The organism is Alloalcanivorax marinus (assembly GCF_016906305.1).
Taxonomy (GTDB): domain Bacteria; phylum Pseudomonadota; class Gammaproteobacteria; order Pseudomonadales; family Alcanivoracaceae; genus Alloalcanivorax; species Alloalcanivorax marinus.
The window spans coordinates 51,847-70,813 of sequence record NZ_JADDOL010000015.1 but is presented as its reverse complement, the minus strand read 5'-3'; the positions used below and the strand labels follow the sequence as shown (position 1 = coordinate 70,813).

Annotated in this window: 20 protein-coding genes; 15 read left to right on the top strand and 5 right to left on the bottom strand. The window is 66.5% G+C overall.

The genetic code is table 11. From position 1 onward, the window contains the following. Positions 1 to 9 precede the first annotated feature (9 nt). The 7 genes from ftsE (at position 10) to trmB (ending at position 5,328) form a co-directional block, all read left to right on the top strand. The gene (gene ftsE, locus IM760_RS13180; RefSeq protein ID WP_239549823.1) at positions 10 to 741 is read left to right on the top strand and encodes a cell division ATP-binding protein FtsE; all 732 of its coding nucleotides are present in this window, start codon (positions 10 to 12) and stop codon (positions 739 to 741) included. Further along, on the top strand, positions 731 to 1,720 hold the full coding sequence (gene ftsX, locus IM760_RS13175) for a permease-like cell division protein FtsX (protein ID WP_204430071.1): 990 nt from the start codon (positions 731 to 733) through the stop codon (positions 1,718 to 1,720). The genes ftsE and ftsX overlap by 11 nt, the downstream gene beginning before the upstream one ends. Before the next feature lie 261 nt (positions 1,721 to 1,981). Beyond that, positions 1,982 to 2,848 (top strand): RNA polymerase sigma factor RpoH, encoded by an 867-nt coding sequence (gene rpoH / locus IM760_RS13170; RefSeq protein ID WP_204430069.1) that lies wholly within the window; start codon positions 1,982 to 1,984, stop codon positions 2,846 to 2,848. A gap of 144 nt (positions 2,849 to 2,992) precedes the next feature. After that, positions 2,993 to 3,361 carry a DUF423 domain-containing protein gene (locus tag IM760_RS13165; RefSeq protein WP_204430067.1) on the top strand — a complete coding sequence of 123 codons (369 nt, stop codon included), beginning with the start codon at positions 2,993 to 2,995 and terminating at the stop codon, positions 3,359 to 3,361. 44 nt (positions 3,362 to 3,405) lie between these two features. Continuing rightward, positions 3,406 to 3,606: a sulfur carrier protein ThiS gene (gene thiS, locus IM760_RS13160; protein ID WP_204430065.1), complete on the top strand. Its 201-nt coding sequence runs from the start codon at positions 3,406 to 3,408 to the stop codon at positions 3,604 to 3,606. 197 nt (positions 3,607 to 3,803) lie between these two features. Next, the gene (locus IM760_RS13155) at positions 3,804 to 4,583 is read left to right on the top strand and encodes a thiazole synthase (RefSeq protein WP_204430062.1); all 780 of its coding nucleotides are present in this window, start codon (positions 3,804 to 3,806) and stop codon (positions 4,581 to 4,583) included. A 25-nt stretch (positions 4,584 to 4,608) separates the two neighbouring features. Further along, positions 4,609 to 5,328, top strand: a complete 720-nt coding sequence (gene trmB / locus IM760_RS13150; protein ID WP_204430053.1) for a tRNA (guanosine(46)-N7)-methyltransferase TrmB — start codon at positions 4,609 to 4,611, stop codon at positions 5,326 to 5,328. A 6-nt stretch (positions 5,329 to 5,334) separates the two neighbouring features. On the opposite strand, the gene IM760_RS13145 is transcribed toward trmB, so the two are convergent. Continuing rightward, positions 5,335 to 5,931, bottom strand: a complete 597-nt coding sequence (locus tag IM760_RS13145) for an outer membrane beta-barrel protein (protein WP_204430050.1) — start codon at positions 5,929 to 5,931, stop codon at positions 5,335 to 5,337. A gap of 151 nt (positions 5,932 to 6,082) precedes the next feature. On the opposite strand from IM760_RS13145, the gene IM760_RS13140 reads away from it, so the two are divergent. Next, positions 6,083 to 6,676 (top strand): exopolysaccharide biosynthesis protein, encoded by a 594-nt coding sequence (locus IM760_RS13140; protein WP_338021400.1) that lies wholly within the window; start codon positions 6,083 to 6,085, stop codon positions 6,674 to 6,676. A 1-nt stretch (position 6,677) separates the two neighbouring features. On the opposite strand, the gene IM760_RS13135 is transcribed toward IM760_RS13140, so the two are convergent. After that, positions 6,678 to 8,009, bottom strand: a complete 1,332-nt coding sequence (locus IM760_RS13135) for an MFS transporter (protein WP_204430048.1) — start codon at positions 8,007 to 8,009, stop codon at positions 6,678 to 6,680. Positions 8,010 to 8,121: 112 nt separating this feature from the next. Between IM760_RS13135 and IM760_RS13130 the strand changes: the two genes are divergently transcribed. Further along, positions 8,122 to 8,637 (top strand): hypothetical protein, encoded by a 516-nt coding sequence (locus tag IM760_RS13130; RefSeq protein WP_204430046.1) that lies wholly within the window; start codon positions 8,122 to 8,124, stop codon positions 8,635 to 8,637. Positions 8,638 to 8,683: 46 nt separating this feature from the next. On the opposite strand, the gene IM760_RS13125 is transcribed toward IM760_RS13130, so the two are convergent. Beyond that, a complete protein-coding gene (locus IM760_RS13125) occupies positions 8,684 to 9,256 on the bottom strand; it encodes a type 1 glutamine amidotransferase domain-containing protein (protein WP_204430044.1) in 573 nt (190 codons plus the stop codon). Positions 9,257 to 9,426: 170 nt separating this feature from the next. Between IM760_RS13125 and metX the strand changes: the two genes are divergently transcribed. The 6 genes from metX to IM760_RS13095 all read left to right on the top strand — a co-directional run bounded on the left by metX (position 9,427) and on the right by IM760_RS13095 (position 17,486). Next, complete coding sequence (metX, locus tag IM760_RS13120) at positions 9,427 to 10,581, top strand: homoserine O-succinyltransferase MetX (protein WP_204430042.1); 1,155 nt, start codon at positions 9,427 to 9,429, stop codon at positions 10,579 to 10,581. Further along, the gene (gene metW / locus IM760_RS13115) at positions 10,574 to 11,209 is read left to right on the top strand and encodes a methionine biosynthesis protein MetW (protein ID WP_204430039.1); all 636 of its coding nucleotides are present in this window, start codon (positions 10,574 to 10,576) and stop codon (positions 11,207 to 11,209) included. The genes metX and metW overlap by 8 nt, the downstream gene beginning before the upstream one ends. A 16-nt stretch (positions 11,210 to 11,225) precedes the next feature. Continuing rightward, on the top strand, positions 11,226 to 11,831 hold the full coding sequence (rdgB, locus tag IM760_RS13110; RefSeq protein WP_204430037.1) for an RdgB/HAM1 family non-canonical purine NTP pyrophosphatase: 606 nt from the start codon (positions 11,226 to 11,228) through the stop codon (positions 11,829 to 11,831). An 85-nt stretch (positions 11,832 to 11,916) separates the two neighbouring features. Next, positions 11,917 to 13,056, top strand: a complete 1,140-nt coding sequence (gene hemW / locus IM760_RS13105; protein ID WP_204430030.1) for a radical SAM family heme chaperone HemW — start codon at positions 11,917 to 11,919, stop codon at positions 13,054 to 13,056. Positions 13,057 to 13,215: 159 nt separating this feature from the next. Beyond that, positions 13,216 to 14,388, top strand: coding sequence for an efflux RND transporter periplasmic adaptor subunit (locus IM760_RS13100; RefSeq protein WP_239549821.1), 1,173 nt, complete (start codon positions 13,216 to 13,218; stop codon positions 14,386 to 14,388). 8 nt (positions 14,389 to 14,396) lie between these two features. Next, positions 14,397 to 17,486, top strand: coding sequence for an efflux RND transporter permease subunit (locus IM760_RS13095; RefSeq protein WP_204430027.1), 3,090 nt, complete (start codon positions 14,397 to 14,399; stop codon positions 17,484 to 17,486). Between the two features lie 115 nt (positions 17,487 to 17,601). On the opposite strand, the gene IM760_RS13090 is transcribed toward IM760_RS13095, so the two are convergent. Both IM760_RS13090 and mutM read right to left on the bottom strand, forming a co-directional pair. Continuing rightward, positions 17,602 to 17,955: a hypothetical protein gene (locus tag IM760_RS13090; RefSeq protein ID WP_204430025.1), complete on the bottom strand. Its 354-nt coding sequence runs from the start codon at positions 17,953 to 17,955 to the stop codon at positions 17,602 to 17,604. A 194-nt stretch (positions 17,956 to 18,149) separates the two neighbouring features. Continuing rightward, positions 18,150 to 18,959 carry a bifunctional DNA-formamidopyrimidine glycosylase/DNA-(apurinic or apyrimidinic site) lyase gene (gene mutM, locus IM760_RS13085; protein WP_204430023.1) on the bottom strand — a complete coding sequence of 270 codons (810 nt, stop codon included), beginning with the start codon at positions 18,957 to 18,959 and terminating at the stop codon, positions 18,150 to 18,152. Positions 18,960 to 18,967 lie beyond the last annotated feature (8 nt).

Sequence of the window (18,967 nt, the reverse complement as noted above, 5' to 3'; positions counted from 1 at the left end):
AGGACCTACATGATCAAATTCGACCGGGTCGGCAAACGCTACCCGAACGGCAAGGACGCCCTGCGGCAGATCAGCTTCGAGCTACCCGCCGGGCAACTGACCTTCCTGACCGGGCACTCCGGGGCGGGCAAGTCCACCTTGCTGAAGCTGATCATGATGATCGAGCGCCCCACCCAGGGTCAGGTGTTCGTGGAAGGCCAGAACCTGACCGGCGTGGGCAGCCGCCATATTCCCTTCCTGCGCCGCAAGATCGGCATGGTGCACCAGAACCATCAGCTGCTGTTCGACCGCAGTGTGTTCGACAACGTGGCCCTGCCGCTGGTGATCGCCGGCTTTGCCCGCGCCGACATCGGCAAGCGGGTGCGCGCCGCCCTGGACAAGGTCGGTCTGCTGGACAAGGAAAAGCTCAACCCGATCATGCTTTCCGGCGGTGAACAGCAGCGCATCGGCATCGCCCGGGCGGTGGTCAACAAGCCGCCGCTGCTGCTCGCCGACGAGCCCACCGGCAACCTGGACCCGGCGCTCAGCGCCGAGATCATGGACCTGTTCCATGACTTCGCCCGGGTCGGCGTGGCGGTGCTGATCGCCACCCACGACCTGTCGCTGATCGCCCGCTACCGGCACCGCCTGCTGACCCTGCGCGAGGGCCGCCTGATTCACGACGGCGAGGAAGGGGTGTCCCAGCGCGACCAGGACCTGGCCCTTTACGCCCGCCCCCGGGAGGACCGCCGTGGCCCGTAACACCCGCCCACCCCGTCAGCGCCGCCCCGCCGGCGCGCGCAGCGCGCGCACCTCCGTGGGCGACCGCCTTACCGCCTGGCGCCAGCATCACCGGGATTCCCTGTGGGACGCCCTGGGCCGCATGGCCCGGGCGCCCACCGCCGCGCTGATGACGGTGCTGGTGATCGCCATCGCCCTGGCGCTGCCCGCCGGGCTGGCGGTGCTGATGGACAACGCCCGCGCCATCACCAAGGGCTGGGACGGCCAGGCCCACCTGTCCGTGTTTCTGAAGCTGGACACCGCCGAGGAGCGCCAGCGCGCCCTGGCCCGGGAGTGGGACGGCTTCGACACGGTGGCCCGCACCGAGGTGATCACCCGGGGCCAGGCCCTGGAGGAATTCAAATCCCTGTCCGGTTTCGGCGACGTGCTGGAGGCGCTGCCGGACAACCCGCTGCCGCCGCTGATCGTGGTGTATCCGAAGGACGTGGCGCCGGGTCAGGTGGAGGCCCTGCAACGCCGCCTGGACAACCTGCCCGAGGTGGACAACGCCCAGCTGGACGTGGCCTGGGTGCGCCGTCTGCACGCCATCATCGAGCTGGGCGACCGCATGATCAGCGTGCTCACCCTGGGGCTCGCCCTGGCGGTGGTGCTGGTGGTGGTGAACACCGTTCGGCTGGCCATCGAGAGCCGCCGGGAGGAGATCGTGGTGATCAAGATCGTCGGCGGCACCGACGGCTTCGTGCGCCGGCCTTTCCTGTACAGCGGTTTCTGCGTCGGCTTCGCCGGCGGCGTGCTGGCGCTGATTCTGATCAGCGTTGCCCTGTGGTGGCTGGGCGGCCCCATCGACGAACTGCTGCGCCTCTATGAGAGTGAGCACTCGCTTACCGGCATGAACCCGTCCACCGTGCTGGTGTTGCCGTTGTTCAGCGGCACCCTGGGCCTGCTCGGCGCCTGGCTGGCGGTCAGCCGGCACCTGGGAGACATCGAGCCGCAATTCTGAGGCCGCCCGCCCGGGCGGCTTTTTCGTTTCTTTACCCTTTCCCCGCGCCCTTTTCCCCTACAGTGGGAATTCCTCCCGGGATCCAGAGTCCACCGTTGACGCGTACAGGTTGACGGGCGTCAACCCGACCGTGCCCTCGCCGGTGGATGCTGGTCCCGGCGCCACCATTGGCAAAACGAATGGCGGGGAACTATTCCGGCTATTAGCACTCCTATAACCCGAGTGCTAATATCCATCCCATTCCAAACAGGGAGAAGGGAAATGACCACCCAACAACTGCAACAGGTCCAGGCGTTGCCGCTGGCGGTTCCGGGCGACGACCTGGATGCCTACATCCGCGCGGTCAACTCGGTGCCGGTGCTCAGCGTCGACGAGGAACGTCAGCTGGCCGAGCGGTTGTATTTTGAAGAGGACCTGGACGCCGCCCGTAACATGGTGCTGGCCCACCTCCGCTTCGTGGTGCACATCGCCCGCAGTTACACCGGCTACGGCCTGCCCCTGGGGGACCTGATCCAGGAAGGCAACGTGGGCCTGATGAAGGCGGTGAAACGGTTTGATCCGAACAAAGGCGTGCGCCTGGTGAGCTTCGCGGTGCACTGGATCAAGGCCGAGATTCACGAATACGTGATCAAGAACTGGCGCATCGTCAAAGTCGCCACCACCAAGGCCCAGCGCAAGCTGTTCTTCAACCTGCGCGGCCAGAAAAAGCGCCTCGGCCGTCTGACCACCGAGGAAGCGCAGCGGGTGGCCGACGATCTGGGCGTGACCCCGGCCCAGGTGAAGGAAATGGAAGGCCGCCTCGGCGCCTTCGATGCCAGCTTCGACGGCCCCACCAACGACGACGAGGACAACGCCATTCCGTCGCCGGCGGCCTACCTGCACAGCGACAACAGCGACCCGGCGGATCTGGTCGCCGAGGAAGATTACCAGGAACGCAGCTCCCGCCAGCTGGGTTCCGCGATCATGACCCTGGACGAACGCAGCCGCGACATTCTCGAGCGTCGCTGGCTGGCCGACCAGAAGGCCACCCTGCAGGAACTGGCCGATGAATATGGCGTCTCCGCCGAGCGGATCCGCCAGCTTGAAAACAACGCGCTGAAGAAACTTCGCAACGCCATCGCCGCCTGAGGCGATACCGCGAAGCCGACTACCCCTTGCCCTGGCGCCCCCCTGCCGGGGCTTTTTTTATCCGCGAACCCGGGGTTGAAGGGCGCCCGTCGTGGACCGATTTCCAGTACAATCGGGTCTCCACGGACCAACACACCGGTGACCATGAAATACCTGCTTGTGCTGGGTGCCCTGAATGGCGCCCTGGCGGTCACGCTCGGGGCGTTCGGCGCCCACGGGCTGAAAAACCGCGTCGACGCGGCCATGCTCGACGTCTGGAGCACCGCCAGCCAGTATCATTTCTATCACGCGCTGGCACTGCTGCTGGTGGGCCTGCTGGCGCGCCAGGCCGGCGCCGGCGCGGTGACCGCCGGCTGGATTCTGTTCGCCGGCACCCTGGTGTTCAGCGGCAGCCTTTACGCGCTGGTGCTGAGCGGCCAGAAATGGCTCGGCGCGATCACACCGCTGGGCGGCACCGCCCTGATCGTGGGCTGGCTGTGGCTGGCCTGGTCCCTGTGGCGCGCCCACGGCTGACACGCACCCACGCTGACCTTCACCCACGGATAGCGAGCACGACCATGACTTCCCTGACCGTCAACGGCGACCCCATGACCCTGGAAGGCACCACCGTCGCGGATCTGGTGGCCCAACTGCAGCTGCAGGGCCGCAGGCTGGCGGTGGAGGTGAACCGGGACATCGTGCCCAAGAGCGAACACGGCCAGCACCGCCTCTACGACGGCGACGTGGTGGAAATCGTGCACGCCATCGGGGGTGGGTGAGCACGACCGAAGCACCGCTTCGCAGCGTGCGAACGACCGGACAGGAAGTCCGGGCCGGGCGCTCGGATTGGCACGGCGCCGCGCCAGGGATGGCGGGCACGGCCTGATAGAATGGACAACCACAACGCCGGGAACACCGGGCGCGCGCCCGCCACAATGAACACCACCGAATCACCGACCCAACGCTGGAAACCACCATGTCCGACCCGCTTCACATCGCAGGCAAAACCTACCAGTCCCGGCTGCTGATCGGCACCGGCAAATACAAGGACTTCGAGGAAACCCGCCAGGCCGTGGAGGCCAGCGGCGCGGAGATCGTCACCGTGGCGGTGCGCCGCACCAACCTGGGCCAGGAGCCCGGCGAGCCCAATCTGCTCGACTTCGTCACCCCGGACAAGTACACCATCCTGCCCAATACCGCCGGCTGCTTTAACGCCGAGGACGCGGTGCGCACCTGCAAGCTGGCCCGGGAACTGCTGGACGGCCACAAGCTGGTGAAACTGGAAGTGCTGGGCGACCAGAAAACCCTGTACCCGAACATCGCCCACACCGTGCGCGCTGCCCAACAGCTGGTGGACGACGGCTTCGACGTGATGGTCTACACCAACGACGACCCGATCGTGGCCCGCGAGCTGGAAGACATGGGCTGCGTGTCGGTGATGCCGCTGGGCTCGCTGATCGGCTCCGGCCTCGGCGTACTCAACCCGCACAACCTTCTGCTGATCATGGAAGAAGCCAAGGTGCCGATCATCGTCGACGCCGGCGTGGGCACGCCCAGCGACGCCACCCTGGCCATGGAGCTGGGCTGCGACGGCATCCTGATGAACTCCGCCATCGCCCATGCCCGCAACCCGGTGCTGATGGCCAGCGCCATGAAAAAAGCCATCGAAGCCGGCCGCGAGGGCCTGCTGGCCGGGCGCATGCCCAAGCGCGCCTTCGCCAACCCGTCCTCGCCTTCCGAAGGCCTGGTGTCCTGAGCCTCGAACCAAGGATTCGCACGACATGCTCGATTTTCTGCACCAGGACAAGGACCCGGAAACCGGCAAGGTGATGCGCCGGGTGCGCAGCTTCGTGCTGCGCGAGGGCCGCCTCACCGCCGGCCAGCGCCGCGCCCTGGACACCCTGTGGCCGCGTTTCGGCCTGGAGCGGGACCAGGGTCCGCTGGACCCGGTGGCGGTGTTCGGGCGGGACGCGCCCCGGGTGCTGGAGATCGGCTACGGCATGGGCGCCTCCCTGGCGGCCATGGCCGAGGCGGAGCCGGACAAGGATTTTATCGGCATCGAGGTGCACCGCCCCGGCGTGGGCGCGCTGCTGATCGAGATCGAACAGCGCGGGCTGGGCAATGTGCGCAGCTACTGCGACGACGCGGTGGATATTCTCAAGCTGTGCATTCCCGACGGCAGCCTGGAGCGGGTGCAGCTGTACTTTCCCGATCCCTGGCACAAGAAGAAGCACCACAAACGGCGCATCGTGCAACCGGACTGGGTGGCGCTGGTGGGCCGCAAGCTGCGCCCCGGCGGGGTGCTGCACATGGCCACGGACTGGGAAAACTACGCCGAGCACATGATGGAAGTGATGGCCGGGGCGTCCGGTTTTGAAAACCGGGCCGGGGCCGGGCGGTTCGCGGAACGGCCGGCGTGGCGGCCGGAGACCAAATTCGAACGCCGTGGCGCCGGTCTGGGCCACGGCGTTTGGGACCTGCTCTTCGAGAAGGTCCCCTAGAACGCTTTAGAAGCGGTATTCCAGGCCCACGGCCAGGCTGTCGTATTCCAGGTCCTCGCTGACATCGTCCGCCTCGAAGGCGTAACGGCTGTAGGAGGCGGTCACCCCGGCCTGTTCGCTCAGCAGCCAGGCCGCCCGCAGGCCGTAGAAAAAGTCCCGGGCGTCGTCGTCCATGCTGTCGGAGCCGCCCGGCCCTCGCACCCGGAAGGTGATGTCCGCGTCCTGGATCCCCAGGGTACCGCCCACGTAGAACGACGGGGTCAGGGGGAACATGGCGTCGGCGGCCACGTAGAAACCGTCGGTCTCCACCTCGAACTTACCGATGCCACCCAGCACATCGGCTTCCGCGTCGCCGAATTTCCGGTAACCGAACCGGAAGGTGAAGATCTCGTTGGCCGCCAGGCCCACGTACACATCCCCGCCCATTTCCGCGTCCGCGGAGTCGGCGTCAGCCACGTTGTTCACCGCGTCCTCGAAAAAGTCGTCCGCGTTGCTCTGATCCCGGGCGACGGACGCCCCGACCAGAAAACCCGTATCGGCCTGAACCGCCAGCGGCGAGAAGGCCAGGGCGGCGGTGGTGGCAAGCAAAAGTGATTTTTTCATTGGGATCCCTCCAACATGGTTTTTTATTAAGAGCGCTGGAATTTACACAAGAACGTTATAAAAGGTAAATCCTCTGTTCCGCCGCTGGCCGTCGCGGGGGCGATTGCGTCACCCTGGATCGCCTCAGCGGCGGCGCATCAAGGAGGATCCCGTGCGCGATTCCGAACCGGCCCTGGGCCTTACCGACATTCTTCAGGAACTGGCCGACCGGCCGGACACCCGCCGGTTATCGCTGGTGACGCTGGTGGACACCATGCAGGGGCGCGGTTTCGGGCCGTTGTTGCTGGTGCCGGCGCTGATCGTGGTGCTGCCCACCGGCGCCCTTCCCGGCGTGCCCACCCTGTGCGCACTTCTGATCGTATTGGTGGCCGGCCAGCTGGTGGTCGGCCGTCGCGTCCCCTGGTTGCCGGCCCGGCTGCGGCGGGTGGATTTCGACCGTGATCGCTTCCGCGCCATGGTCGACAAGGCCCGGCCCTGGACCGAACGCCTGGACCGCCTGCTCAAACCCCGGCTGGCCTGGCTGACGCGGTGGCCCTTCAACCGGGTGGGGGCGCTGGCCTGTCTGCTGCTGGCGATGGCCATGATTCCCCTGGAACTGGTGCCGTTCGCGGCCGCCATCCCGGCGCTGATCATTCTGCTGTACGCCCTGGCGCTGGCCGCCCACGACGGGGTGCTGGCGGTATTGGGGCTGGCGGCGATGATCGCCGCCCTGGCCGCGGCGGTGTGGTTCTGGCCGATTTTCTAGATCACACCTCTTTCAGCCGCCAGGACCAGAAGGTGCCGAGGGCACCCATGAGGCCCAGGAACACCAGCGCCCATTGGGCGCCGACCACCGAAACGCCGGTGCTGATGCCGCCCACCACCAGCAGCAGCACGCCGATCACCGTGTTGCTGACCGCCGTGTAGTCGGTGCGCTTGGTGCCGCCGGCCATGTCCACCAGGTAGGTCTTGCGGCCGATGCGCACCCCGGAGTGGGCCACCGACAGCACGAAGAAAGCCACCGGATAAAACGCCGCCAGCCACCCGGCCTCCGGCGCCAGCAGCGCCACCGCCGCCACCCCCAGACAGACCAGGGCCGCCAGGCCGCCGCCGCGCATCATCACCTGGCGGCTGGAGGCGTCGGCCATGTAGCCCCAGACACTGGCGCTGAGGGTGCTGGCCAGACTGGACGCCACCAGAAAGCCGCCCAGCAGCGCCGCCCCCTGGCCCTGTTTCTGGGCCAGCACCACCAGAAACGGCGAGCCCAGGGCGGAGGCCATGAGCAGGGCCCGGGTGATGACGAAGTCGCGGAAAGGCGCGTCGGTAACCAGCAGATTGAGGCTGGCCAGGGCCTCCCGCAGGGCGTGGCCGCCCCCGGCGGTCTCGCCCTTGAACTCGTCGACGCTGGCGAATACCGCCGCCGCCAGCCACCAGGCCAGCCCCGCCGCCGCCAGCAGCACGGAATAGAACAGCAGGCCCGGCTCCTGGTCGCGGCCGAACAGCAGCACCCCCACCGCCAGGGTCGCCAGCCCGGACAGGGTGGAGGCCAGGCCGGTCAGGCGGCCACGGCGGGACTTGGGAATGCACTTGCCCTGCACGTCCTTCATGGCCACCGAGCAGAAGCCCCGGCCCAGACTGAAGATCACCAGCAGGCCGACAATCGCCAGCCCGGCGGCCAGGCCCCGCCAGTGCCAGACCGCCAGCGCCATGCCCAGCACGCACAGCCCCTGCAGCACCGCCCCCAGGGCCCAGAACCCCTTGCGTACCGGGTGGCGGCGCACCCAGGCGCCGATCAGCAGCTGCGGAATCAGCGAGCCGGACTCGCGGATCGGCACCAGGGCGCCGGCCAGGGCGGCGGGCGCGCCCACCGCGCCGATCAGCCAGGCCAGTACCGTTTTGGGATTGATCAGCAAGTCGCCGATCTTGGAAAGCAGGTTGGCCAGAATAATTTTGAAGAAGTTGCCGGGCACTTCCCGGCAGGCCTCCTCGCTGATGTCGGTACAGGTGCGCGCGTCCTCATCGTTGGCCACCAGGGCATACAGCCGGGACAGAGGCGCGTGGTCCTCGCCGGCCCTCACCCGGGTCGTCGGGTTGCTCATCGTTTCCCCTTGAATCCTTCCCTCTTAAAACCTTGAAAAACCCCTTGTTCCCCTTCGCCCCCCGGACCATCGTGGAACCAGGAGGTCAGAGGCTCTCAAGGAGGATATCACCATGTACAGAGTGTATTACCTCGTACGCAGCCTGGATCAGGTGAAGGTTGCTCTGAATGGTCTCAAACGCGCCGGCATCGGCGACAACCGCACCCATGTGGTGACCCGCGACAACGGCCAGCTGCGGGCCGAGGGCGTCCACGCCACCACGCCCTGGGAAGACACCAATCTGATGACCAATGGCTTCTATGGCGCGCTGGTCGGCGGCGGGCTGGGCCTGCTGGTGGGTTGGGCGCTCAGTGGCATCGATCCGTGGGGCGTGCAGATCGGCTTCCTCGGCGTGGTGCTGTGCGTGCTGTTCTTCGGCGCCCACGGCGCCTGGACCGGCGGCATGTGGGGCATCTCCCAGAACAACCGGCATCTGAAACCCTATCTGAAGGACATTCGCCGTGGCTTCTACCTGCTGATGGTGGACGTGGACTCGGAACCGGAGCGCGAACGCGTTCACCGCGTCCTGGATACCAGCGTGCGGGCCGAGCGGCGGGACGACCAGCGCTCCTTCAGCCCGTTCTTCTGAGTGGCCGGGCGCGGGCCGGGGCAGGGCCCCGGTCCGGCGGGCCGGTTCAGCTGTGCTGACCGGAATGGCGGCCTTCGGCCAGTTCTTCTTCCAGACGCTTGCAGAAGGCGTCCAGATCCTTGGGGGTGCGGCTGGTGACCAGACCGTTGTCCACCACCACCTCGCTGTCTTCCCAGTGCGCGCCGGCGTTTTTCAGGTCCTGGGACACGGACGGCACGGAGGTCATCTTGCGGCCTTCCACCACGCCGGCGTTGATCAGTATCCAGGGCGCGTGGCAGATGGCCGCCACCGGCTTGCCGCTTTCGAAGAAGGCGCGCACGAACTTGAGCGCGTCCTCGTCGAGCCGCAGGGCGTCCGGATTGAACAGGCCGCCGGGCAGCACCAGGGCGTGGTAATCGGCGGCCTTGGCCTGATCCAGGGTGCGTGACACCTCGTAGGTGTCGCCCCAGTCGGTTTCCGCCCAGGCGCGGATGCCGTCGGCTTTCCCTTCCGGCGCCACCACGTCCACATCGACACCGTGACCGGCCAGGGAGGCCTTGGGCACGGACAATTCGGATTCCTCGAAACCGTCGGTGGCGAGAATCGCCACCCGCTTACCGTTCAAGGCTTGGGTGTTCATGACGTACTCCTGTTGCGTGCATGAGGCCCCATGCTAGACCTTTCCGGGGCGCCGGCACGGCAACGGCGCCTAAAAAACTGCAAAAGACGCACCACGCCGAACAAGCCGTCCGCGTTGCACGGTCGGGGGGTGGCCGATAGACTTTGCCCACCTTTGGATGGTTAGCCGAAATGCCCGAATCGATTCCCCCGGACTCCGTGGGCCTGGTCGAACCCCAGACCCTGCATGTGGACCAGCCGCTGGAGCTGGAATGCGGCCGCGTACTGCCCGCCTACGATCTGGTGTACGAAACCTACGGCACCCTCAACGCGGAGGCGTCCAACGCCATCCTGATCTGCCACGCCCTGTCCGGCCATCACCACGCCGCCGGCTATCACGGCGCCGACGACAAGCGGCCCGGCTGGTGGGACAGCTGCATCGGCCCGGGCAAGCCCATCGACACCGACCGCTTCTTCGTGGTGTGCCCGAACAATCTGGGCGGCTGCCACGGCTCCAGCGGCCCGCTGTCCCGCAATCCGGAGACCGGCGAGCTGTGGGGCCCGGATTTCCCGATGATGACGGTGAAGGACTGGGTGAAAAGCCAGACCCGCCTGGCGGACGCCCTGGGCGTCCACCAGTGGGCGGCGGTGGTGGGCGGCAGCCTGGGCGGCATGCAGGCCATGCAGTGGGCCATCGACTTCCCGGACCGCCTGCGTCATTCCGTGGTGATCGCCGGCGCGCCCAAATTGTCCGCGCAGAACATCGCCTTCAACGAAGTGGCGAGGCAGTCGATCCTCACCGATCCGAACTTTCACGGCGGGCGCTACTATCTGCACGACACCTACCCGCGCCAGGGTCTGATCCTGGCGCGCATGGTCGGCCACATCACCTACCTGAGCGACGATGCCATGCGCATGAAGTTCGGGCGGGATCTGCGCTCCGGGCGTTTCCACTTCGGCTTCGACGTGGAGTTCCAGGTGGAATCCTATCTGCGTCATCAGGGCGAGACCTTCTCGCGCAACTTCGACGCCAACACCTATCTGTTGATGACCAAGGCGCTGGACTACTTCGACCCGGCCCGGGACTACGAGCATTCCCTGGAAAAGGCCATGGAACAGACCCGCTGCAAGTTCCTGGTGATGTCGTTCAACTCCGACTGGCGGTTCGCGCCGGAGCGCAGCCGCGAGATCGTCAACGCCCTGGTGCAGGCCGGCCGCGACGTGAGCTACGCGGAGATCGACACGCCCAAGGGCCACGACGCCTTCCTGCTGCCGATTCCGGAATACACCAAGCTGTTCGGCGCCTATCTGGGCCGGGTGGCGGACGAGGTGAGCGCCCATGCCTGAAGCTCTGCTTGACGCCAATGCCCGCGGCGCGGCGGCCCGCCGGGACGACCTGCGCCTGATCAGCGACTGGATTCCGCGCGGCGCCACGGTGCTCGACCTGGGCTGCGGCGACGGGTCCCTGCTGGCCTCCTTGCGCGAGGAGCGCGACGTCAACGGCTATGGTCTGGAGATCGACCAGGACAATATCGCCGCCTGCTTCGAGAAAGGCGTCAATGTGATCGAGCAGGATCTGGACAAAGGGCTGGGTAATTTCCAGAGCGAGCGCTTCGACTACGTGATCATGACCCAGGCCCTGCAGGCGGTGCTGCGCCCGGACGCGATTCTCGATGAGATGCTGCGCGTCGGCCGCGAGGCGATCATCACCTTCCCCAATTTCGGCCATTGGCGGGTGCGCGCCTATCTGGGCTTCAAGGGCCGCATGCCGGTGTCCTCGGCGCTGCCCTACGAATGGTACGACACCCCCAACATTCACCTGTGCACGGTGAAGGATTTCCAGGTTCATTGTCAGCGCAACGATATTCGTATCATCGAGCGCACCGTGGTCAACCGGCACCACCGCAGCGGCGCGCTGACCCGGGCCTGGCCCAATCTGTTCGGCGAGATCGCCGTCTACCGTGTCACCCGCTGATCGCGGAGAGAGAACCATGGCGACCCTGGTGCTGGCTTCCGGCAACCGCAAGAAACTCGAAGAGATGCGCGCCCTGCTCGCGCCGCTGGACCATGACGTGGTACCGCAGAGCGATTTCGACGTGCCCGAGGCCGAGGAAACCGGCCTCACCTTCGTGGAGAACGCCATCCTCAAGGCGCGCAACGCCGCCCGCGTCACCGGCCTGCCGGCCATCGCCGACGACTCCGGGCTGGAAGTGGACGCCCTCAACGGCGCCCCGGGCATTTATTCCGCCCGCTTCTCCGGCGCCGACGCCAGCGACGCCAAGAACAACGCCTTGCTGGTGGAGATGCTGGGTGACCTGCCGGAGGCCCCGCGCACCGCCCGCTACCAGGCGGTGCTGGTGCTGATGCGGCACGCCGAGGACCCCACGCCGCTGATCTGCCAGGGCAGCTGGGAGGGCGAGATCGTGCTGGAACCCCGGGGCGAACACGGCTTCGGCTATGACCCCTACTTCCTGCTGCCGGACCTGGGCAAGACCGCCGCCGAGCTGGACCCGGCGGAGAAAAATCGCATCAGCCATCGCGGCCGGGCCATGGCGGAACTGATCGCCCGGCTGAACGCTTTTCTACCCACCCCGTAGGAGCGGTCGTTCGACCGCGATCGCGTTTCGTGGTCGAACGATCGCTCCTACCGGCGCCGACCACCGCACTCAGCCCGGAAACACCATGGCCGCAGCACCACCACTCAGCCTCTATATCCATGTGCCCTGGTGCGTGCGCAAGTGTCCCTATTGCGACTTCAATTCCCACGAGGGGGACCCGCCGGAGCCGGCGTATCTGAACGCGCTGCTGGCGGACCTGGACCAGGACCTGGCCCGGTTCCAATTAGCGGGCCGGCCGGTGGAAACGGTGTTTATCGGCGGCGGCACGCCCAGCCTGATGAGCGCGCGCTTTTACCGGGACCTGTTCGCCGGCCTGCGTGAGCGCCTGCCCCTGGCCGACGACGCGGAAATCACCCTGGAAGCCAACCCCGGCACCCTGGAGGCGGGCCGCTTCGCCGGCTTCCGCGAGGCCGGCATCAACCGCCTGTCCATCGGCGTACAGAGCTTTCAGCCGGCCCATCTGCAAGCACTGGGGCGCATTCACGGTCCCGACGAGGCCCGGGCGGCGGTGCGGGAGGCGCGGGCCGCCGGCTTCGACAATTTCAATCTGGACCTGATGCATGCCCTGCCCGGCCAGACCACCGGCCAGGCCCTGGACGACCTGCGCGCCGCGCTGGCATTGGAACCGACCCATCTGAGCTGGTACGAGCTCACCATCGAACCCAACACCGCCTTTTACCGGGCGCCGCCGACGCAGCCCGACGGCGATGACCGGGCCGATACCGAGGAGGCCGGTTTCGCCCTGCTCGCCGAGGCCGGGTTCCGGCGCTATGAAGTATCGGCGTTCGCCCGGCCCGGCAGGGCGTGCCGTCATAATCTGAATTATTGGCGCTTCGGGGATTATCTGGGCATCGGCGCCGGCGCCCACGGCAAACTGACCCTGCCGGACCGCCGGCTGCGCTATCAGAAAACCCGTCTGCCGGCCCACTACCTGGCCGACCCGGCGACGGCCCGCCGTCACGAAACGGACATCGAAGCGCCGCTTCAGGAGGCGCTGCTCAACGGTTTGCGGTTGCTCGACGGTGTGAGCGTCGACGCCCTGGCGGCCCGCAGCGGCGAGACGGCGGCGACCATTCAGGACGCGCTGGCGCCATTCCGGGCGCAAGGGTTGCTGGTCGAGAACGTTGATCAGGCCGCGTGCACGGCGCTGGGCCTGCGCCATCTGGATACCGTTCTGGAACGTCTGTTCGAACGGCTGGTTTAATATCCCGCCACGCTGTCGTATGCTCGCGGTCAGATTTTACGTTGTAAGGGAATAACACCGACCTCCAGGGAACGACGTCCCCCCACCGGCAGGCCCGCAAGCAGCACCCTTACAGGCACAACCATTAAAAACACCGCCTTTCATCAGGGGTCCAGACCAATGAGTAAGCGCATTATCAGCAAGCGCATGGTGATCATGCTGATCATCCTGGCCGTCGTGTTCGGGTTGATCTTCGGCTTCAAGGCTTTCGTCGGCATGAAGATGAACGAGTTCTTCGACAACATGCCGCAGCCCGCCGCCGCCGTCTCCACCTATGAAGCACGCCCGGACAGTTGGGCGCTGATGCTGGAAGCGGTGGGCACGGTCAACGCGGTGAACGGCGTGGACGTGACCAGCCAGGTGGCCGGCGAGGTGCAGAAGATCGAGTTCGAGTCCGGTGACACGGTCAAGAAAGGCGATGTGCTGGTGACCCTGGAATCCGCCGCCGACCGTGCCCAGCTGAATGCGCTGCAGGCCACCGCCCGGCTGTCCCGACAGGAATTCGACCGCTACGAGCGTCTGTTCAAACAGGGCAGCATTTCCAAGTCCGAGCTGGACAACCGCCGCGCCCAGCGCGACCAGTCCATGGCCCAGGCCCAGGCCCAGCAGGAACAGCTCAACTACAAAACCGTGCGCGCGCCCTTCGACGGCCGTCTGGGCATTCGCCAGGTGGACCTGGGCCAGTATCTGCAGCCCGGCACCCCGGTGGTGAGCCTGACCCAGCTTGAGCCGATCTTCGTGGACTTCTCCCTGCCGGAGCAGGAGCTCAGCAAGGTGGAGCAGGGGCTCAAGGTGCGGGTACGGCTGGATGCCTTCCCGGACCAGACCTTCGAGGGCGAAATCAGCGCCATCGAGCCGGGCGTGGACGCGGCCACCCGCAACGTGAACATTCAGGCCCGTTTCGAGAACGCGGACCGCAAGCTGCGCCCGGGCATGTTCGCCAAAGTGGACATTCAGCTGCCCCAGGCGGAAGAGGTGGTGGTGGTGCCGCGCACCGCGATCAGCTACGCGCCCTACGGCAACGCCGTGTTCGTGCTGCAGGACGCCGACACCGGCAACAACGGCGAGCAAGCCACCGGCGAGAGCGACGGCGAACCGCAGAAGATCGTCAAGAAACGCTTCGTGAAACTGGGCCGCCAGCGCGGCGACCTGGTGGCCGTGGTGGACGGGCTCAAGCCCGGCGAGGTGGTGGCCACCAGCGGGCTGCTGAAACTGCGCAACGACGCCAAGGTGACCATCGAAAACGATGTGCAGCCGTCCGCGGACCCGACGCCGACGCCGGGTAACAGCTGAGGCCACCCATGAAATTCACGGATATTTTCATCAATAAACCGGTGCTGGCCAGCGTGGTCAGCCTGTTCATCTTCCTGCTCGGCCTGCGCGCCGCCACGGAGCTGAACGTGCGCCAGTATCCGGAAATGGAAAACGCCGTGGTCACCGTGACCACGGTCTACACCGGCGCCGACGCGGACCTGATCCAGGGCTTTATCACCACGCCCCTGGAACAGGAAATCGCCTCCGCCGAGGGCATCGATTATCTGGTCTCCACCTCGCTGCAGGGCGCGTCCTCGATCCAGGCCTACATCCGCCTGGGCGCCGACCCCAACGAGGCGCTCACGCAGATCGTGGCCAAGGTCAACAAGATGCGCAGCGAGCTGCCGCAGGAGTCCGAGGACCCGACCATCGAACTGGCGGTGGGCGAGGACATCGCCTCCATGTACCTGTCGTTCTCCTCGGAGATTCTCGACAACAACCAGATCACCGATTACATCGTCCGCGAGGTGCAGCCCAAGCTGGCCACCATTCCCGGCGTGCAGCGCGCCCGCGTGCTCGGCGACCGCACCTTCGCCATGCGCGCCTGGCTCAAGGCGGAGCGCATGGCCGCCCTGGGCGTGACGCCCTCGGACGTGTACGGCGCCCTGCAACAGCAGAACGTGCTGGCCGCGGTGGGCAGCACCAAGGGCACCAACGTGGCCCTGGACCTGAAGGCCGGCACCGATCTGAACTCCGCGGAGCAGTTCGAGCGTCTGATCATCCGTTCCGAAGGCAACGCCATCGTCCGCCTCGGCGACGTGGCGGACGTGGAGCTGGGCTCGGAGTCCTATCAGTCGTCGGTGACCTTCAACGGCAAGCAGGCCACCTTTATCGGCGTGGAAGTGGCCACCGACGCCAACGCCCTGGACGTGATCGCGGAAGTGCGCAAGGTCCTGGAGAACCAGATCTTCCCGCAGCTGCCGGAAGGCATGAGCGGCGACATTCCCTACGACGGCACCGAGTACATCCAGGACTCCATCGACGAGGTGGTGAAGACCCTGGTGGAAGCGGTGCTGATCGTGATCCTGGTGATCTACCTGTTCCTGGGCTCTCTGCGCTCGGTGTTGATCCCGGCCATCGCGGTGCCACTGTCCATGGTGGGCGCCCTGTTCCTGATGCTGTTGATGGGCTTTTCCATCAACCTGCTGACTCTGCTGGCCATGGTGCTCGCCATCGGCATCGTGGTGGACGACGCCATCATCGTGCTGGAGAACGTGCACCGGCACGTGGAGGAGGGCCTGTCACCGTTCGACGCCGCCATCAAGGGGGCCCGGGAACTGGCCTGGCCGGTGGTGGCGATGACCACCACGCTGGTGGCGGTGTACCTGCCCATCGGTTTCATGGGCGGGCTCACCGGTACCCTGTTCGTGGAGTTCGCCTTCTCCCTGGCCGGCGCCGTGCTGCTCTCCGGCATCGTGGCGCTGACCCTGTCGCCGATGATGGCCGCCAAGATCCTCAAGCCCCACGACCCGAACCGGGAAGGCCACCGCTTCGAACGGTGGCTGAACCGCAACTTCGAGAAGCTGGAGAGAGGCTACGAGCGGCGCCTGCACGGCGCCCTCAACGACCGGCCGGTGATCTATGTGTTCGGCCTGGTGATCCTGGTGTCCTGCTACTTCCTGTTCGTCACTTCGCCCAGTGAGCTGGAGCCGGCGGAGGACCAGGGCTTCGTGCTGACCTCGTCCACCGCCGACCCCTACGTGACGCTGGATTATCTGGAGCCCTTTACCCGGGAGTTCAATCAGATTGCCGACAGCATGCCCTCGGTGGGCAATGTGTTTCTGCTCAACGGCATCGGCGGCGGTGCCGGCACCGCCGCGTCCAACACGGCGCTGGCCGGCTTCGTGCTGAAAAGCTGGAACGAGCGCGACCAGACCACCGCGGAAGCCAACACCGAGCTGTCCGAGAAGATCAACAGCATCGCCGGCCTGCAGGTGGCCTCGTTCGTGCCGCCCTCCCTGCCCACCGCCGGCGGCATGCTGCCGGTGGAGTTCGTGATCGGCACCACCGAGCCCACCGAGAACCTGCAGGAGTTCGCCAACGAGGTGCTGGCCAAGGCCCGGGCCAGCAACAAGTTCATCTTCATGGACTCGGACCTGAAGATCGACAAGCCGCGCTACAACATCGTCATCGACCGGGAGAAGGCCGCCAGCCTGGGCATCACCATGCAGCAGCTGGCCCAGGAAATGGGCGCCATGCTGGCCGGCGGCTACGCCAACCGCTTCTCCCTGGAGAACCGCTCCTACAAGGTGATTCCCCAGGTGGAGCGCAGCGGCCGGCTGACGCCGGAGCAGCTCAAGCAGTATTACGTGCGCACCGGCGCCGGTGACCTGGTGCCGCTGGCCACGGTGATCAGCCTGGAGGAAACCGTGCAGCCCCAGCAGCTGAAGCGCTTCCAACAGCTGAACGCGGTGACCATCTCCGGGGTACAACGGCCCGGCGTCACCCTGGGCGAGGCGCTCGGCACGCTGGAACGGGCCGCGGCGGAAACCCTGCCGCCGGGCTACTCGGTGGATTATTCCGGCCAGTCCCGTCAGTTCAAGAAAGAAGGCAGCGACCTGATCATTACCTTCTTCTTCGCGCTGATCGTGATCTATCTGGTGCTGGCCGCCCAGTTCGAGTCCTGGCGTGACCCGATCATCATGCTGATCACCGTGCCCATGTCGGTGTGCGGGGCCATGATCTTCGTGAGCCTGGGCCTGACCACCCTGAACATCTACACCCAGGTGGGCCTGGTGACCCTGATCGGCGTGATATCGAAACACGGGATCCTGATCGTGGAGTTCGCCAACAAGATGCAGGACGAGGGCATGAGCAAGCGCCGCGCCATCGAACACGCCGCCGCCGTGCGGCTGCGGCCGGTGCTGATGACCACCGCGGCGCTGGTGCTGGCCATGGTACCGCTGCTGATCGCCAGTGGCCCCGGCGGCGGCGCCCGCTTCGCCATCGGCCTGGTGGTGGCCGCCGGCATGACCATCGGTACCCTGTTCACCCTGTTCGTGGTGCCGGCCATGTACATGCTGCTGGGCCGCGACGAAGGCCACGACGACGGCGAACACGGGGCGGTGACCCACTGACCGGAACGGCGGGCCCGGCCCGCCCTGGTTCCACCACCATGAAAAAGCCCCGCCTTGCGGAAGCAAGGCGGGGCTTTTTTGATCCGGGTGGATCGCGGCTGAAGGCGCGGTCGGATTACTCGTCGTTGGCTTGCGCCACCCGTTTCTCGGCGCGCAGACGTTCGTGTTGCCGTGGGGTACAGCCCAGGCAGCGCACGAAGGCGGTGGCGGCGGGGTCCTTCACCAGGGTCTCGGCGGCCTCGCCGGTATTACCGCCGATCGCGCTGAACGGCAGCGTCACCAGCCAGACGGCGGCGGCGCCCACGGTGGCCACGGTCATCACCGGGCGTACGATCAAGGCATCGCCGAACATGGCCAGCGCCGACGGGCGGGCGCCGTCCATCTCCATCTCACGGGCCTGAGCCGGCCCGCCGAGCGACAACGTCGAGGCGAGGGCGGTGGCGGCGACCAGGCGCAAAGCTCGCTTCATGGTGGTTCCCCTCTTGCTCTGCATCGTCGATGGGCATCGCCGATGGGCCCCGGCACGCCAATGGCGTCCACCGGAGGCTTGTTAATGTAATACGGTTGTTTTCGTTCCCAACCTATTGTCGTTTCTAAGACATTTTTCTTCCGACATGCACTTCACAATCTACAGCTTTGTCATGAGAGCGGCAATACGACGCCCTAGCGCTGGCAGGCGGCGCAGAACACGGTGCTGCGCTGGCCGTGGCGGCCGCCGCGCAACGGGGCGCCGCACTGCGGGCAGGGCTGCCCGGCCCGGCCGTAAACCCGCAGTTGCTGGGCGAAGTAGCCCGGCTGACCGTCGGCGCGGGTGAAGTCCCGCAGGGTGGTGCCGCCGGCCTCGATGGCCTTGGCCAGCACCGCGCGAATCGACAGGGCCAGGCGCTGGTAGCGGGCCAGGCTGATGCGACCGGCCGGGCGGGACGGATGGATACCGGCCAGGAACAGGCTTTCCTGGGCGTAGATGTTGCCCACCCCGACCACCGTGGCGTTGTCCATGATAAAGCTCTTCACCGACACCTTGCGGCCCCGGCTGCGGGCGTACAGCCAGTCGCCGTCGAAGGCGTCCTCCAGGGGTTCCGGGCCCAGATTGGCCAGCAGCGGGTGACTCAGCCCTTCGCCCAGATAGAGCACCGCGCCGAACCGGCGCGGGTCGTTGAACCGCAGCAGCCGGCCGGAATCCAGGTGCAGATCCACATGGTCGTGTTTGCGCAGGGGCGTGTCCCCTTCGACCACCCGCAGGGTGCCGGACATGCCCAGATGGATGCCCAGTTCCAGATCGCCCAGATCCATCAAAAGGTACTTGGCGCGGCGTCGCAGGGCACGGATCGGGCGGTCACGCAGGTCGCCCACCCGGGCGTCCACCGGCCAGCGCAGGCGCGGTTCACGAACGGTGACGGCGGTCAGCACGCGGCCGGCCACATAGGGCTCGATGCCGCGCCGGGTGGTTTCCACTTCGGGCAGTTCAGGCATGGTCGGGC

Excerpts from the sequence above, each read along its gene's own strand:
- ftsE (WP_239549823.1), top strand. The coding sequence starts at position 10 with ATGATCAAATTCGACCGGGTCGGCAAACGCTACCCGAACGGCAAGGAC.
- rpoH (WP_204430069.1), top strand. The coding sequence starts at position 1,982 with ATGACCACCCAACAACTGCAACAGGTCCAGGCGTTGCCGCTGGCGGTT.
- IM760_RS13165 (WP_204430067.1), top strand. The coding sequence starts at position 2,993 with ATGAAATACCTGCTTGTGCTGGGTGCCCTGAATGGCGCCCTGGCGGTC.
- thiS (WP_204430065.1), top strand. The coding sequence starts at position 3,406 with ATGACTTCCCTGACCGTCAACGGCGACCCCATGACCCTGGAAGGCACC.
- IM760_RS13155 (WP_204430062.1), top strand. The coding sequence starts at position 3,804 with ATGTCCGACCCGCTTCACATCGCAGGCAAAACCTACCAGTCCCGGCTG.
- trmB (WP_204430053.1), top strand. The coding sequence starts at position 4,609 with ATGCTCGATTTTCTGCACCAGGACAAGGACCCGGAAACCGGCAAGGTG.
- IM760_RS13145 (WP_204430050.1), bottom strand. The coding sequence starts at position 5,931 with ATGAAAAAATCACTTTTGCTTGCCACCACCGCCGCCCTGGCCTTCTCG.
- IM760_RS13135 (WP_204430048.1), bottom strand. The coding sequence starts at position 8,009 with ATGAGCAACCCGACGACCCGGGTGAGGGCCGGCGAGGACCACGCGCCT.
- IM760_RS13130 (WP_204430046.1), top strand. The coding sequence starts at position 8,122 with ATGTACAGAGTGTATTACCTCGTACGCAGCCTGGATCAGGTGAAGGTT.
- IM760_RS13125 (WP_204430044.1), bottom strand. The coding sequence starts at position 9,256 with ATGAACACCCAAGCCTTGAACGGTAAGCGGGTGGCGATTCTCGCCACC.
- metX (WP_204430042.1), top strand. The coding sequence starts at position 9,427 with ATGCCCGAATCGATTCCCCCGGACTCCGTGGGCCTGGTCGAACCCCAG.
- metW (WP_204430039.1), top strand. The coding sequence starts at position 10,574 with ATGCCTGAAGCTCTGCTTGACGCCAATGCCCGCGGCGCGGCGGCCCGC.
- rdgB (WP_204430037.1), top strand. The coding sequence starts at position 11,226 with ATGGCGACCCTGGTGCTGGCTTCCGGCAACCGCAAGAAACTCGAAGAG.
- hemW (WP_204430030.1), top strand. The coding sequence starts at position 11,917 with ATGGCCGCAGCACCACCACTCAGCCTCTATATCCATGTGCCCTGGTGC.
- IM760_RS13100 (WP_239549821.1), top strand. The coding sequence starts at position 13,216 with ATGAGTAAGCGCATTATCAGCAAGCGCATGGTGATCATGCTGATCATC.
- IM760_RS13095 (WP_204430027.1), top strand. The coding sequence starts at position 14,397 with ATGAAATTCACGGATATTTTCATCAATAAACCGGTGCTGGCCAGCGTG.
- IM760_RS13090 (WP_204430025.1), bottom strand. The coding sequence starts at position 17,955 with ATGAAGCGAGCTTTGCGCCTGGTCGCCGCCACCGCCCTCGCCTCGACG.
- mutM (WP_204430023.1), bottom strand. The coding sequence starts at position 18,959 with ATGCCTGAACTGCCCGAAGTGGAAACCACCCGGCGCGGCATCGAGCCC.